Below are 15,192 nucleotides of genomic sequence, written 5' to 3' on the forward strand. Positions count from 1 at the left end.
TTACTGCGTTACTTCATTTAACCAATCAGAAACACTATTGAGTGCTGTGTCAAGGTTTTCTGGTTGTGAGCCTCCAGCTTGCGCCATATCAGGACGACCGCCTCCTTTACCACCAACCTGAGAAGCCATGTGATTAACCAGTTCGCCAGCTTTAACCTGACCGACAAGATCTTTCGTTACACCTGCAATCAGGCTTACTTTTTCACCGTTCGCAACAGCTAGTGCAATTACACCCGAGCCAATCTTGTTTTTCAGATCATCAACCATACCACGTAAGGCCTTAGACTCAGTGCCTGCAACATTAGCTACCAGTAACTTAATACCATTCACTTGAGTTATCGAGTCTAGTAGTGTTGCACCCGCAGCACTTGCAAGTTTGTCATTCAACTGTGCAACTTGCTTTTCAAGGCCTTTTGACTTTTCAAGCAGTGCCGTTACTTTTTCCAATACCGATGAGGTATCACCTTTAACTAACGCCGCAATTTCTGATAACACTTGCTCTTGTTCATTCACATAAGCAATAGCATCAGCACCAGTTACCGCTTCAATACGACGAACGCCAGCTGCAATACCACCTTCTGAAACTATCTTGAAGAGGCCAATATCACCTGCACGCTTCACGTGTGTACCACCGCAAAGTTCAATTGAGTATTCACCAATTGATACGACGCGAACTTCATCGTCGTACTTTTCACCAAAGAGCGCCATCGCTCCTTTGTCTTTTGCGGCATCAATATCCATCAGCTCCGTTTGCAGAGCAAAGTTACTACGGATCTCAGCATTCACGGCGTCTTCAACTTGTTGCAGCTGTGCTTTTGTCACACCTTCAAAATGCGAAAAGTCAAAGCGCAAACGATCAGGTAGTACCAACGAGCCCTTTTGAGTAACATGGTCGCCTAGTAAGTCGCGTAGTGCTTTATGTACCAAGTGTGTTGCGGTATGGTTTTTCTTCACTCGCTCACGACGCTCAGCGTCAATACGTGCATCCGCCTTGTCGTTGATACCAATACGGCCAACAATATGACCATGATGTGCAAACGCATTACCTAATTTCTGGGTATCTGTTACGACAAATTCACCATTCGCCACTTTAAGTACACCAGTATCACCTACTTGGCCACCCGACTCAGCATAGAAAGGCGTACGATCAAGCACAACAACACCGTGCTCGCCATCTTCTAGCGTATTCGTGTGCTGACCTTCTTTGAAAATTTCAATCACAGTTCCAGTATAGTGCTCAGCATCATAGCCTTTAAAATCAGTGTGTTTTTCTGACTTGAGACGCTCATTGTAGTCAGCGCCAAATTTACCAGCTGCTTGTGCTTTTTTACGCTGCTCTTCCATACATGCTTGGAAACCACGCTCATCGATTGTCATAAAGCGTTCACGTGCCACATCTGCGGTCAAATCTGCGGGAAAGCCGTAGGTGTCATAAAGCTTAAACACCAAGTCACCAGGGATCACATCGCCTTCAATGCCTTCAAGATTTTCTTCTAAAATGGCAAGACCACGATCCAGAGTTTTACCAAACTGATCTTCTTCTATACGCAGTACTTTTTCGATGATAGCTTGTTGTTTAACTAGCTCCGGATAAGCTTCACCCATTTGCTCAGCCAGCGCAGCGACTAATTTGTAGAAGAATGCGCCCTTCGCGCCTAACTTGTTACCATGGCGAACCGCACGACGAATAATACGACGAAGCACATAACCACGGCCTTCGTTAGAGGGCATGACGCCATCTGCAATAAGGAATGCGCAAGAGCGGATATGGTCAGCAACAACTCGTAGTGATTTATCTTCTAAGTCCTGAGCATCCGTAACTTTTGCTGCTGCTTGGATGAGCGCTTGAAATAAATCGATTTCGTAGTTTGAATGTACACCTTGCATGATCGCTGAAATACGCTCTAAACCCATGCCGGTATCAACCGACTGCATTGGCAGCGGCTCCATTGAACCATCGGCATGACGGTTATATTGCATGAATACTAAGTTCCAGATCTCAATAAAGCGGTCACCATCTTCTTCAGGCGAGCCAGGAGGTCCCCCCCAAATGTGCTCACCGTGATCATAGAAAATTTCCGAACATGGGCCACAAGGACCTGTGTCGCCCATTGACCAGAAGTTATCAGATGTCGCTATGCGGATAATACGCTCTTCAGGCACTCCAACTTGCTTTGACCATATGTCAAATGCTTCGTCATCTTCGTGGTAAACCGTTACCAGTAGTTTTTCTTTCGGCAGCTTAATGACGTCCGTCAAAAATCCCCATGCGAACTTAATGGCATCCGTTTTAAAATAGTCACCAAAGCTAAAGTTACCCAGCATTTCGAAGAAAGTATGGTGTCTTGCGGTGTAACCCACGTTTTCAAGGTCATTATGTTTACCACCAGCGCGAACACAACGTTGAGAGCTTGTTGCTCGTGTATATGCTCGTTTTTCAGCACCTAAAAAGGCATCTTTAAACTGCACCATACCGGCGTTAGTGAAAAGTAGTGTGGCATCGTTGCCCGGAATCAACGAGCTTGAAGGCACCACTTGGTGCTGTTGTTTAGCAAAGAAATCTAAGAAGCTTTGCCTAATTTGTGCGGTAGTCATATGCTGCATGTGATCATTCACCCTTTATTGCTTCTTGCTCTGCTGCGTTCATTGCAGCTTCAATTGCAAAATCTATTTCATCAAAACTAAAGCCACGATAGCTCATATACCGTACGCGCTTTGTTTTTTCTTTATATTCTAACGGTTGCTCGCAAACACCATACTTTTTTTGATAGGTTTTTGCAGCTTGCATGTACCAGTCAATTTCGCGTTCAGCGAACAACGCATGCAATGTATCGCGGCTAACTCCTTTTTGCCCGGCATCTAGTAAGATACGCTTTGCTCCAAGTCCTTTGGCTATTTGTCGATTCAAAAAGCTCTCTGCAAAGCGATGGTCATTAACATAGTCTAGTGACACAAGCCACGACACCAGTTGTTGAGCAACTTCTGCCGTCGCCCCTTTTTGCAGCAACTTTTGCGTCAACCCAGTTTGTGAATACTCTTGTCGAGATAACAACCAAACTGCGTAGTTTTTTAGTTTTTTTACTTCTAACTCGTCCATTACGCGTCGAAACGACCCGCATCAGATTGGCCGTTACTTTTATGTGCCTCAAGTTCATTTTTATCAATAATTGTAGGCATAAACATAGCCTGAAATGACACAAAAAAGCCTATCATGGCCACGGGCATAATAATAATCGCTGGGATCATTGAAAGTGGAATAGACGCAACGATTAATGCGGCGATAACCAATCCAAAAACCGTCAACGCCCCCATGTTGTGATAGAAGGCTGCTAATGAGCATTTCATTGCATGGAAAATGCGCTTTTCGCCTTGGAAGAAAACTTGTGGCACAACAAAAGCAAATGCCATCATTACTGTGGACTGTGCGATCACAAATAGAGCCACTTCTAGAAAGTTCATGTTACTCGCTACCAACTGGATCAATTGCTCCGGTGAGGTATTTGGCCCTGCACTTTCTATGGCCGTTGCCACGTCACTAAATAACACGCCAGCAACCATAGTTAGCAGCAGCGCCCCCGCCATCTGGTAAATACCAACACGAAATAAATTCAGACGTCGACCCTTTGCTGCAAATGGGTCAAAAATATCAGCAAGCTTTGCTGCTTTATTCGTTTGTTTGTTGATAACAGCAAGATAAAAGCCTGCGCTTAAAAAAGGCCCGGATAAGGCAGCGATAAGATGAAAAACTGGCGCAAACAGCGGCAATAAGCTGACAACTGCCATGAAGATATACATCAACATAAAAGTCAAAGGTTGGGTTTTAAAAATTTCCCAACCCGCTTTTACCCATTGGATGCCCATATTTGCTTTGAATGTTCGAATAGGAGTCGACATAGTCCACTTAATTTAAGCTATAACGTCCTTGATTATACTGATTAGAGGGTCTGGTGAAAAGTCATGTAAACAGGATTTGTCTGGGCTTTTTCGTAATCCCTAGGCTGCTTCGCACCCATCTTTCAAATTTATACGAAATTAAGTTTGGATTTAGCCAAGTGGAGAGCGCAGATAGTCACTTTGACCTTCAAGTGGTAAGCCAAGTAAGGCGGCCACCACATCAATATCAGTCATTGTTCAGAAAATAAGGGCAAAAAGCCCTTAGTCCGCTTTTGAAATTTTCTTGATATCTAACATATGAGCACCGTGTTGTATTTTAGTTTTTAAGTATTGCTCATTGCCGGATACTCCAACTTTAACATGGGCTTGTGTTCCAACGACCTCATCGACTGTAATACCAGCGTTTCTCAGTGCTTTTAACTTTTTTGGGTTATTTGTCATTAACTTAACGTGGTTTAGCCCAAGTGCTTGTAACATCAGCACCGCATCTGAAAAATCCCTTAAGTCATCTTCAAAACCAAGATGATTATTGGCTTCATAGGTATTCATGCCTTGAGATTGCAAAACGTACGCATCAATTTTGTTGTATAAGCCAATACCACGGCCTTCTTGACGTAAATACAGTAACACGCCTCCTTGTTTGTGCATCATTTCAATGCACTCATTCAGCTGTTCACCGCAATCGCAACGTGAAGAATGGAAGACATCACCAGTCAAGCACTCAGAGTGCATACGAATAAGGGGCACAGACTGATTGCTGTCAGCATTATTAAATACTAATGCAACATGTTCTTGGCCATCATGTAGCCCTGAAAAAGAAACTATTTCCGCAGGGATATTACTGTGCTGCCCTACGTTCAGCTCGACTCTCGCTCTTACTTCTGCCACGTCTTAATCTTGCCTAATGTGATAATATAACAATATGCTACCATAAAAGAGATATGGTGTCTTTACTGGCATTATACAAGGCTAAAGGTAACATCGCATTGGTAAATGGTAAAAATCAAACTAGTCTGAAAGGTAAGGAAGACAAACTCTCACACAAATTTTATGCGTTCAGTATTCGTATGCTTGTTGGCTTTCACACCATTAAGCCATAGTGCAAATGTCGACTTTAGCGGTTTTGCGACGCTTAAAGCGGTAAAAACAGACTCTCGCACGGCTAAAATTAGAGAAACAATCTCACAACCAAGCGGAGTAACGACAGATGAACTTGACTTTTCATTCTCTTCAATTGGCTTACAAGCCGAATGGAAAATAAACAGCTCATTTGATCTAGTCGGACAACTGCTAATCAAAGACCAACGCCATGATAAAATTAACAATACTCTGAAATTGGCTTTTTTACGCTACAGTGCAAGCTCAAATTGGCAGTTTCGTGCTGGACGTACCGGGCTCGATTTGTTTTTAATGACCGAGTATCGAGATATTGGTTACTCTATGGACTTGGAGCATCCGCCAGTTGAGTTTTACGCCATCATTCCTCACCAGAACTTGGATGGTATTGATCTTCAGTACCGCGCGCCACTGAGCCATGGTGTAGCAAGCATAAAAGCATATTGGGGAAGATCTGAGTCACCGCTTTACAGTGACAATGGCTTTTTTTGGAATGTGGAGCTCAAGTCTATCTTAGGCGTAGTGGCACAATATGAAACACTAAACTGGCTATTTAGAGCTAATTACACCACAACAAAGTCGGCTAATGAACACGAACAACAAGGCCAATTACGTGACGCCCTAGCCAAAGTGCCACTCTCATTTTGGCCTACTAAATCACAATTGATTGACTCTCTTTTTATACAAGATAAAGATTTTACTTATAACGCATTAAGCATGCGATATGATGATTCAAATTGGCTAGTTCAAACTGAAGCCTCTCTCACCGACTCAAATTCAAGTGTCCTTAATCATCTCAGGGCAGGTTATATTACGATAGGTAAGCGATTTGATTTGAATACGCTCTCAGTAAGTTATTCCATTGCCAAATCCGATAATACAGAAGTAGAGCCAGGACCCACAGTACCGTTACCTGAGTTAGTAGAGCTGTATCAAGCAGCGTCAATGCACTCTGGATTTTACCAACTTGATCAAAGCACAACCTCTTTAACTTGGCGGCGCGAGCTTTCAGCAACACTGGCTTTAAAACTTAACTGGCAACACACCACAACCCACCGATTACCCAGCGCATTTTATTTACATCGAGCGGATCAGTTTGAGGAACCTGACCTTTCGTTTAACACCTTCACCTTAAGCTTTAATTGGGTGTTTTGATGAAAGAGCTGAGGTTTTTACTTTTACTTGTTAGTGTAAGCCCTTTATTTGCTCATGCTGATATTGCCGTTATCGTCAATAAAAGTAACCCGATAGATACCGTTTCACAGCGGCAACTTATTGATATGTACATGGGAAAATATGTAGCGTTTCCTAATGGGGAAATGGCGGTTACCTATGATTATGACAAATCTCACCCCATGAGAGAGCCATTCTTTTTTGCGCTTACAGGACGAAATGAAAGTCAAATCAATGCGTATTGGTCAAGGATCAAGTTTAGCGGTAAGGTATCTCCTCCTCAGTACTTTTCATCTCCTTCGGCTATACTAAAAAATATCGTAAAAACACCTAACGCCATAGGCTATATACCGATGGAGCTTGTGACTGATGATGTTAAGGTAATTTATCAGATCAATGACTAGATATGGATTGATTGTCCGACTAGCACTGGTGCTGGTCATATCAACATGCGTATTTTCGCTTTTATATGCCAAGCTATATCACGATCACATTTTCGAGCGTGAATTAGCGCGTTCAAGTACTATTATCGGCCAAATCGGTCAAACGGTTTCGGCTTCTTCATCTATTGCAACTTATCTCAATGATAAGGATTTGGCAGTAGAGGTAATAAATGGCTTGATCAGTAACGATGTTATTTCCTCTGCAGCAATGAAAAGTGAGGAAAAATGGTTGGCACAAAGCGTGGGCTTTAAGACCAACAACGCGACTATCATCAAGCTCAACCATCCATTTCTATTTAATGAAATTGTTGGTGAAATCTATATCCAGCCAAATTCCGTATTTATTGAACAAAACGCCAGAGACATCGCTCGGTCCAGCGTCAAGACGTTAATGATCGTCATTATTCCTATTCTGGTCATTTTTACTATCCTGACACACTTTCTAGTCACCAAACCCCTGAGCATTTTGAACAAACAGATTGCCCAGGTCATTCCTGGTGCGCCACTCAAGCTGGAAATACCAAATGGCCATGACTCTAGCGAAATAGGTGATATTGCTAACAATACTAATCAGCTCATCGCAAAAACTGCCGCGATGTTCGAACAGGAACGTCGCCTCAGGGCTGACATAGAAGCACTGGAAAAACGCTTTCGACTGATGTTTGAGCGTTCTTCCTCGCCGACATTATTAGTGAAGGACAAAGGAGAGGTGCTCTTGGCCAATGACGCTGCCTGTGATCTGCTTGCCGGCATGGGAATTGACTTAGAAGAGTTTTTTCCTGAGAGCTTCGGCCGTTATTGCCAAACCCCAGATATACTATACACCTTTACTGAACACACGCTCGCCCTCAACCAACCCACACAATCTGAGTTTGAATTTATCAATCCGCTCACAGAGCAACCAGTTTGGCTCAGCATCATTATGCTGCGTTTAGAAAGCAACGGACAACTTTATCTGCAAATTTTCCTCTCTGACATCACAATGAGAAAGACTGTTTTCCAAGAGCTGAATATAAAAGCGAACCGCGACAAGCTTACCGGGCTGTATAACCGGCACGGCGCTGAAATCAAGCTTAATGAATGGCTCAATGACGCCTTACCCTTTAGCCTATTTATCGTAGATTTAGATGAGTTTAAACCGGTAAATGATATTTATGGCCATAATGCTGGGGATAAAATGTTAAGACATATAGCCAAGCAAATAACGAAGCGCGTTAGAGACAAAGACATTGTTTGCCGCTGGGGAGGAGATGAATTTTTAATTGCCCTACACTGTGTCGAAAAAGAAAAATTACACCAAATTGCGGCAAATTTATTAGCAGCTATCAACACCGAAATGCTGTGGCAAACTAACGAGACTAAAAATATACATCTTAGTGTTGGCGCTAGTATTGGTGTTGCGAGTTACCCAAAAGATGCCAAAGAGCTGGGGCAACTTATTGAGTATGCAGATAAAGCCATGTATGCCGTAAAACGAGGTAAAAAAAATGCGTTTGCAGTTTATTCAATAGATGATGAGAATAATACTAATCTAACCTAAGCACGGGAGCATCAAGGTAGCCGGTAGCCGGTAGCCGGTAGCCGGTAGCCGGTAGCCGGTAGACAGATACTAATTGATTAAAGCTCCCATCATACTTGCCTTTTAGAAAGGAAATTCCATTGAATTGGTATCAGATAATTCAGTTCTTATTGGAAGTGTCGACTTTGCTCCAAGGCATGCTGTACATGCTTGTAGTTTGGAGCTTGCTCAGTTGGCCTGTTACTATGATCAAGTACCTCGTAAGTCCCCAATGTTGATACTTCTATAATCTGCTGCTTGTTGACGATGGCGTATTTGTTGTAACTACTCAATAACAACCATTCCCTTTCTTGGGCGGGCTCTGTAAGACTCATGCCAAGTGCAAAGTCCTGTACCTCATTTTTCACTCCCAAATACGTTTTCATAATAGTAGGTGCTACATCTAGGTGGCTGGTTGTAGCACGGGATGTTTTCCAATGACGCCATTTTTCTACTTTTGGCCCTACTACAATAAAGGGGACCTTCACTTGAGGAGTTGAAAAGTTACTATTATGGCCCCAATAGTTCAGCTTGTTGTCATTTAATTCCTCACCATGATCTGAGGTAATAATTACCAACGTATTTTCTCTATTAATCTTCGCTAATACTGACGCAACTAAACTGTCCACAAAGTGAGTACTTGTTAAATAGCGATTATAAACTGGCTGTCTTTCGTAGTTATTGTGTAGCAACATATGGTTGATCGGACCATGCATGGGCTGAAATCCAGCTTGGTAGCCATCAGGCACAGCATACCCATGGATTGCATCGTAAAAGAGAAAGCTAAATGAAGGTTGCGTTGGCGATTTGTTGTCATACCACGATAGCCAGTTTTTAGTTATTTGCCTATCCCTAGCCAATACATCATCGCCTACAGTGTGGGTTTGCAATCCATTTATATTAGCAAAAACGGTTTCATTAAACTCAGGGCGGATCAGCTGTGCTGAAGAAAAAATACCAAATTGATAGTTTAACTCGCGCATTCTATCCATCCATAGCGGAGCGGCACGATTGTTGTAAATATCTTGCCAATAGGTTCCTGTTAAACTGTAAAATAAGCCAGTGATCCCAGTTCTAGTTGAGTTACCGGTCGAAAAGTGCTGCTCAAAGGTCAGGCCATGCTTGGCAAATGCCCAGATATTAGGAGTAGCGCTTTTTGTAAAGGCGTCGTAGCGCCAAGAGTCGAGTACAATAACAACAATATTGGGAGGAGCAGCAACAGAATCTGTATCAAGCTGATGAAGCGGATAATTAAACTGCCCTTTTACCAAAGACATGCTTTTTTGTTGCGCAAGCGCTGCTTCATCTATTAATTCATATTTCCGTAAAAGTRTGTTTGCGGTAGCCGGCTTAAAAAGCGGTAAGTACTTGCTGAATCCAGTAATTGGTTGGTATACGTTAGCACTTGCCCAAACGTGAATTGTGTTACTTGCTAACACGGCGCAGCAGGTGGCTACAACATATTTTCGCCCCAGCCGTATACTCATTAAACGTTTTGGTCTACTGCTCCACTTAACAAGTATGTATTGACACACAAATAAGAGGACAAAAATAACACTGGCTTGTATCCAAGCATGCACAGATAACTCAATCACCTGCCCTGCCAGCAACATATCAATAATGACACCATTGATATGAAACTTGTATAGCTCGAAACACAGACTGTTGGCTATTAGTAACGCAAAGAAAAAAGCATAAAAAGCTGAAAAACCGAGCGCCCTGCAACCTTCTGACTTAACCCAAACCAATGGCAATAGCACCAAACTAATAGCGCCTGTGAGCAATGCCATATGCCCCCATGTCGACACTGTAGCATAGAAGAGAGTCAGGCCCTGGTAGCTATTCGGATTAGAATTAACAACATTTGCTGCTAGTAAGATAGAAAAAAGCGAGTTAATTAACACTAACCAACCAAATTGATGCAGTCTATGACGTAACGACACTACCCTACTCGTCCCACTAATAGAAAAAACGAGCGGTATATTATTCTCTTGACATATTAGTGTCACATTAAAAAATGTGAAAAATTGCAAACCTTACTTGTCAAATATTTGCCTAGGATTTGTTTATCTTTCAGGTTTGTTTTTGCAGCAGTTTGGATTCACCTTAGCGCGCTTTGCTCATTGTTGCATAGGTTGCTAGGCGGCAAGTCGAGTGCCGCGACCAATAAAGCACTCAAAAAAACAAAGATCAACACACCTTAATATTTATCTAAAATAGACTCATGATAATTTTCTGCTCGAATTTCAACTTGGTACTTGCTAGCAAGTGCATCAAGTTCACTTTGCCATAGTGCTAAGTCATCCATCGTTATGGTGTTATCGTCAAGTTGCCAAAGCTGCCTTGAGCCTGCATAACTGTATTGAATCGCAGTCATTGCTTCCACCTCTCCGTTTGCTGCGGCTTGCTTTAGTTTAGACATCTTTCGTGTAATTTTATTGAGTGCCTGCTTCAAATCCCATACATAACTCACTTCGGTCATAAACGAATGGGATTTGTATTTTTTTAAGACACCAGCAATTATCAAACAGGCCACGACGACACCTGATAAGTTCCAATGGAAGTGGCTACCATCAGCATCTGGAAACAAATAGATAAGTAGCTGCGCTACGCCTAAACTAATCGCAGTTAATGCAATAACACATGCCACAATAACCTGATTTAAGTGCTTTCGATAACGGGCTTTATCTATCTCTATTAATGTCATAACTCACCACTCCCCTAAGTTTAACTCAAGACGCTACGTGCCTTTTCAACCCGCGCATTCTAAACCAAGGCATCACATCATACCAAGATTCATATCAACGAAATAAGAAATTTCCATCCTCTTGGTCATTGTTGATCGTTTTTCCTTTAACGATTTATTTTAGGGAACAGCACCATGACAGCACAAATGATACCAATTTGCTTAATTAGGTGGTCTATTTTGAGGCGAGAAAATTTTGTCAATAACCTCGCTACCTCGTCCTGCTATCGCCAAGGTACCTACATCCGCAGAGGGACAAATCATCGACATATAGAGCATGGGACATAGCCGGATACCGGCTTGCCTCCAGATGTCACTCACGCTAACTAAAATGAGGCTGGTATCAAAACAAAGTCATATGCTGGAGCCTATAACTAGATCATAACGAAGCTTGCAATCATAAAGCAAACAATTGYAGCCCCTCCTCCTACTAGCGCATAAGGGAGCTGAGTTTTAACATGAGTGAGTAAATCACAGCCCGAGGCGAGTGCAGAAACTGCACTAGTATCAGAAATTGGTGAGCAGTGATCTCCAAATATACCTCCACTCAAAATAGCGCCTATCACCAAGGATGGTGGCAATCCTAACGTTTGGATCAAGGGCACACCTATCGGTATAAGTATTGCAAAAGTGCCCCAAGAAGTTCCTGTAGTAAACGACATTATCGCTCCTGTGATAAAAAGCACAGGTACAATTAAATACACGGGCAAATAGTCACCCACCAAAGATGCAACGAAAGTCCCTGTACCTAAGTCCTTCAGGCTTGCACCCAGCGTTAGAGAAAGGAGCACTATGCTAACAAGTGGGAGCAATTCTCCCATTCCTTTAAAACCGATATCCATTAATTGATGATGGTTAAATCTTTTACCGGCTAATAGCAGTATGTATGCGACTGTTACGGCTAATATTGTGGCGTAGAGCACAGACTTAGACCCACTTCCATTTGCCAACTCACCATTTCCAGTCACAAACATAAACCCAATCATACTTATGATCAGCGTCAATAATGGTATTAACATATAACGAGACTTGGTGGCTTGAGGGCCACTATCTAATTCAACAGATTGATGCTGGAGCTCCTGCTCAGCCTTTTTCATAGGGCCGTGGACTTTATCAAAGATAATTGTGTAAAACACAATTAAGAGTGCAATAATTGCGTAAAAGTTAAACATTACGCTACCCCATAAAATACTGACTGGAGATTGCGCCAACTCATAATTACTCAGCAAACCGAGAACATATGCTCCCCATCCATTTAATAAAATTAAAATACAAACAGGAGCGCTGGTACTATCAATAATGTAAGCTAAACGTGCTCTGCTCATGCTGAACTTGTCAAATAGTCCCCTAGCAACAATGCCCGACGTTAGTACGCTCATATTTGACTCTATAAATACGGCGGTACCTGTAAACATTGTCAACAGCCCAACTTGACGTTTACTTTTTGCAACCCCTCGGTTTAGTAGCATATTTACCGTGGCAGCAACTCCACCAGACTCTCGAATATAAGCCAGCAGTGCTCCAATCACGATACTGAAAATTAATATTCTACTATTACCTGCCGAAGTCGACACTTCAATAACACGCTCAACACTACCAACAAAAGTCGCCCAAAGTAATGGCTGCTGGCCATTCATTGCCAACAGAAGCTCAGATGAAACTAGCGCTAATATCAGTGCGATGATGACTTCTTTACGCCAAAACACGACCACTATCGCGATCAAAGGTGGCAAAATTGAGTACCAAGCCATATAGTTTAGTCTACGAATTCAAAACACCTAGCTTAAGTTAAGCAGTTTAAAACACCAAGTCTTTATGAATAAATTAAATTTAAGTCAACATTTAACCCCAAAACTGGTACAATGAGTGTGTTTTGTGCAATGATATTCCTTTTTGGTCTATCGTAACGTTACAATTGAACCTATAATATGGACAGATTAATTTAGTTCGGATTGAGTATCGCATGTCTACATTTGTCAAAATCAAAGCTCTTCGTCCATCGCTATCAAATAGTGAGGCTAAGCTCGCTGACTTTACCTTGAACTCGGGCGATAAAATCCGTGCGCTTTCTTCTGTTGAGCTGGCGCGTGAAGCTGGTGTTAGCCAATCTAGCGTCGTGAAATTTGCTCAAAAGTTAGGTTACAAAGGGTTTCCTGCTTTTAAATTAGCCGTGGTGGATGCACTTAACGAGCAAGCAGATACAAGCTTGCCAATTGATGAGCTAATTTCCAGCAACGATTCTATTGAGTTAATTGCAGATAAATTACAACTAAAACAGCAAAATGTTATCTCAGAGACTCGGAAATTAAATTCAGCTAAACAGTTTGAATGCGCAATTCAGCTGGTAAAAAACGCCAGAAAAGTAATAGTTTGTGCGCTGGGCAGCACCTTTACGATGGCACAAGATTTAACATGGAAATTACAAAAACTAGGGATCCCAGCCATTGCACAAGTTGATGAGATCAGTGCTTCTAGCTTTATCGCTACAATGGGAAAAGATGATCTACTGATAGTTATTAGTAATACAGGTACAAGTAAAAGCTTGTTAACGCTAACGAATCAAGCACTAGACAATGATTGTAAGTGTTTGGCTATTTCAAGATATGGCAACCATGCACTAGCCGAAATGGCGGACGCCACGCTGTACTGCATTAACGAAGGAGAGCCGCTTAAGCACTCAGGTATGTTATCACGTACTTCACAAGCTTATCTTATAGATGTATTGTTTACATCGCTGGCACAGTCGAACCTTCACTGGCAAAAACGCGTTGATAAAGCAAACGAAAACATGCAGGTATTGCGCAGCGAATAATGACGTTTTACGGCAGGCTACCTGCCGTGTTTTAGTCGCTTTCAACTAAGTCGCTCACCGTGGGTACAACAAGTACTGTTCTCGTAGCTTTATAAAACGCTGAACATCCTGCTGCCACAGTGTGCGGATCTCTGAGGCAGTCAACCCTGCCTCCATGGCCTTGCGGACTTTGTCTGTTCCTGCTAATTTGTCCATAAAGCTCGGGGATTGAAAAAATTCCACTCCCTCATGGCTGAATTGCTGATAGGCAGCAATAAACCAAGTTAAATCAAATCCTCTCACTGAACTGTCCCTTAAATCTTCACCATAAGCAATCACACCATTTAGTTTTGGGTTAGAGGCCGCACCGATGACAGGCTTAGGGGTAAAATTAAACTTTCCTAGTTTAGGGTTTGAATAGCCAAATACTTGAAACGGAAAGTCTGTGCCTCTTCCTACCGAAACTGGGGTCGCTTCAAAAAAGCAGAGCGAAGGATATAGATAAATAGCGCGTTGATTAGGTAAATTAGGACTTGGCGGTATTGGGATTTTGTATTGGGTTGCACTACTGTATTGCAGCATAGAAACCACGCGAAGGCGCAATTTATTGCTACTTACCAACCAGCCTTCTCCACTAATCATCAAGGCAAGCTCTCCTACCGTCATACCATGTAGTATTGGGATCGGGTGCATGCCCACAAATGACCGAAACGGCTTTTCTAATACCGGGCCATCTATATAGTTCAGATTTGGGTTTGGCCTATCAAACACCCAAAACTCAATACCAATATCTGATGCTGCTTCCATCGCGAGGTGCATGGTGCTGATATAAGTATAAAATCGTACACCGACATCTTGAATATCAAAAATAAGAATATCGATGTCCTTAAGCTGATCAGCTTTTGGCTTTTTATTCTTGCCATAAAGCGAGATGATTGGCAGTCCAGTTTTCACATCTCTTTCGTCTTCAACTTGCGCGCCTGCATCTTGGTTTCCACGAAAGCCATGCTCTGGGGCAAATACTTTCTTAACATCAACACCTTGTTTTATTAAAAAGTCTACAAGATGCTGTTCAGCGACTCGGGAGGTTTGATTCACAATAAGTCCCACCCGTTTGCCTTTCAAAGCAGATAAGTAGTCTCCAGCTCGCTCAGCACCTAAGGTAAGCGCATTGAGGCTGAATGATAAGAAACCAAAAATTAAGATCACCAACGTGATGAATGACTGAAACATAGAAGCTACTGAGAGTTTAGACAATATTATCAACTCAACGATAAATGAAAAGGCATTCATTTTCAAAGATTTCCGAAGTAACCAGGTACAAAAAACCGACTTACGTCGACTTGTGTATCTCTTTATTTTACCACTTGAGAGAAATGACAGACGCAGGACGTACTTTGTGGGTAGTGAACCTCCGACCGCTTTAGCATCCGTATGGCGATGAGGACGGTGAGATTAAAGATCGCAGGGT

Annotated in this window: 12 protein-coding genes; 4 read left to right on the top strand and 8 right to left on the bottom strand. The window is 42.3% G+C overall.

What is annotated here, in order from left to right:
* The 4 genes from alaS to ribA all read right to left on the bottom strand — a co-directional run bounded on the left by alaS (window position 1) and on the right by ribA (window position 4,782).
* The gene (gene alaS, locus EAG18_RS19480; protein WP_125254024.1) at window positions 1-2,604 is read right to left on the bottom strand and encodes an alanine--tRNA ligase; all 2,604 of its coding nucleotides are present in this window, start codon (window positions 2,602-2,604) and stop codon (window positions 1-3) included.
* 4 nt (window positions 2,605-2,608) lie between these two features.
* Entirely contained in the window at window positions 2,609-3,097 is a 489-nt protein-coding gene (locus tag EAG18_RS19485; RefSeq protein WP_125254025.1) for a regulatory protein RecX, read from the bottom strand.
* Complete coding sequence (locus tag EAG18_RS19490; protein WP_125254026.1) at window positions 3,097-3,894, bottom strand: BPSS1780 family membrane protein; 798 nt, start codon at window positions 3,892-3,894, stop codon at window positions 3,097-3,099. The genes EAG18_RS19485 and EAG18_RS19490 overlap by 1 nt, the downstream gene beginning before the upstream one ends.
* Window positions 3,895-4,155: 261 nt before the next feature.
* Window positions 4,156-4,782 carry a GTP cyclohydrolase II gene (gene ribA / locus EAG18_RS19495; RefSeq protein WP_125254027.1) on the bottom strand — a complete coding sequence of 209 codons (627 nt, stop codon included), beginning with the start codon at window positions 4,780-4,782 and terminating at the stop codon, window positions 4,156-4,158.
* 162 nt (window positions 4,783-4,944) lie between these two features.
* Here ribA and EAG18_RS19500 point away from each other — a divergent pair, with 162 nt between their 5' ends.
* Genes EAG18_RS19500 through EAG18_RS19510 form a run of 3 tightly spaced genes read left to right on the top strand, consistent with a single transcriptional unit; the run spans window position 4,945 to window position 8,166 of the window.
* The gene (locus EAG18_RS19500) at window positions 4,945-6,165 is read left to right on the top strand and encodes a hypothetical protein (RefSeq protein ID WP_125254028.1); all 1,221 of its coding nucleotides are present in this window, start codon (window positions 4,945-4,947) and stop codon (window positions 6,163-6,165) included.
* Complete coding sequence (locus EAG18_RS19505) at window positions 6,165-6,587, top strand: hypothetical protein (protein ID WP_125254029.1); 423 nt, start codon at window positions 6,165-6,167, stop codon at window positions 6,585-6,587. The genes EAG18_RS19500 and EAG18_RS19505 overlap by 1 nt, the downstream gene beginning before the upstream one ends.
* Window positions 6,580-8,166 (top strand): sensor domain-containing diguanylate cyclase, encoded by a 1,587-nt coding sequence (locus tag EAG18_RS19510; RefSeq protein WP_125254030.1) that lies wholly within the window; start codon window positions 6,580-6,582, stop codon window positions 8,164-8,166. Before EAG18_RS19505 ends, EAG18_RS19510 begins: the two co-directional genes overlap by 8 nt.
* Window positions 8,167-8,312: 146 nt before the next feature.
* Here the strand turns inward: EAG18_RS19510 and EAG18_RS19515 are convergent, their stop codons facing one another.
* The 3 genes from EAG18_RS19515 to EAG18_RS19525 form a co-directional block, all read right to left on the bottom strand.
* Complete coding sequence (locus tag EAG18_RS19515; protein ID WP_343327584.1) at window positions 8,313-10,193, bottom strand: DUF3413 domain-containing protein; 1,881 nt, start codon at window positions 10,191-10,193, stop codon at window positions 8,313-8,315.
* A 191-nt stretch (window positions 10,194-10,384) separates the two neighbouring features.
* On the bottom strand, window positions 10,385-10,891 hold the full coding sequence (locus EAG18_RS19520; RefSeq protein WP_125254032.1) for a DUF3087 domain-containing protein: 507 nt from the start codon (window positions 10,889-10,891) through the stop codon (window positions 10,385-10,387).
* Between the two features lie 413 nt (window positions 10,892-11,304).
* A complete protein-coding gene (locus EAG18_RS19525) occupies window positions 11,305-12,681 on the bottom strand; it encodes a Na+/H+ antiporter NhaC family protein (RefSeq protein ID WP_125254033.1) in 1,377 nt (458 codons plus the stop codon).
* Window positions 12,682-12,893: 212 nt separating this feature from the next.
* On the opposite strand from EAG18_RS19525, the gene EAG18_RS19530 reads away from it, so the two are divergent.
* Window positions 12,894-13,742 (top strand): MurR/RpiR family transcriptional regulator, encoded by an 849-nt coding sequence (locus EAG18_RS19530; protein ID WP_125254034.1) that lies wholly within the window; start codon window positions 12,894-12,896, stop codon window positions 13,740-13,742.
* 54 nt (window positions 13,743-13,796) lie between these two features.
* On the opposite strand, the gene EAG18_RS19535 is transcribed toward EAG18_RS19530, so the two are convergent.
* Complete coding sequence (locus EAG18_RS19535; protein WP_125254035.1) at window positions 13,797-14,954, bottom strand: DUF1343 domain-containing protein; 1,158 nt, start codon at window positions 14,952-14,954, stop codon at window positions 13,797-13,799.
* Window positions 14,955-15,192: the final 238 nt, after the last annotated feature.

The sequence above is a fragment of the Pseudoalteromonas sp. J010 genome, assembly GCF_003934235.1.
Lineage (GTDB): Bacteria > Pseudomonadota > Gammaproteobacteria > Enterobacterales > Alteromonadaceae > Pseudoalteromonas > Pseudoalteromonas peptidolytica.

Excerpts from the sequence above, each read along its gene's own strand:
- alaS (WP_125254024.1), bottom strand. The coding sequence starts at position 2,604 with ATGCAGCATATGACTACCGCACAAATTAGGCAAAGCTTCTTAGATTTC.
- EAG18_RS19485 (WP_125254025.1), bottom strand. The coding sequence starts at position 3,097 with ATGGACGAGTTAGAAGTAAAAAAACTAAAAAACTACGCAGTTTGGTTG.
- EAG18_RS19490 (WP_125254026.1), bottom strand. The coding sequence starts at position 3,894 with ATGTCGACTCCTATTCGAACATTCAAAGCAAATATGGGCATCCAATGG.
- EAG18_RS19500 (WP_125254028.1), top strand. The coding sequence starts at position 4,945 with ATGCGTTCAGTATTCGTATGCTTGTTGGCTTTCACACCATTAAGCCAT.
- EAG18_RS19505 (WP_125254029.1), top strand. The coding sequence starts at position 6,165 with ATGAAAGAGCTGAGGTTTTTACTTTTACTTGTTAGTGTAAGCCCTTTA.
- EAG18_RS19510 (WP_125254030.1), top strand. The coding sequence starts at position 6,580 with ATGACTAGATATGGATTGATTGTCCGACTAGCACTGGTGCTGGTCATA.
- EAG18_RS19520 (WP_125254032.1), bottom strand. The coding sequence starts at position 10,891 with ATGACATTAATAGAGATAGATAAAGCCCGTTATCGAAAGCACTTAAAT.
- EAG18_RS19530 (WP_125254034.1), top strand. The coding sequence starts at position 12,894 with ATGTCTACATTTGTCAAAATCAAAGCTCTTCGTCCATCGCTATCAAAT.
- EAG18_RS19535 (WP_125254035.1), bottom strand. The coding sequence starts at position 14,954 with ATGTTTCAGTCATTCATCACGTTGGTGATCTTAATTTTTGGTTTCTTA.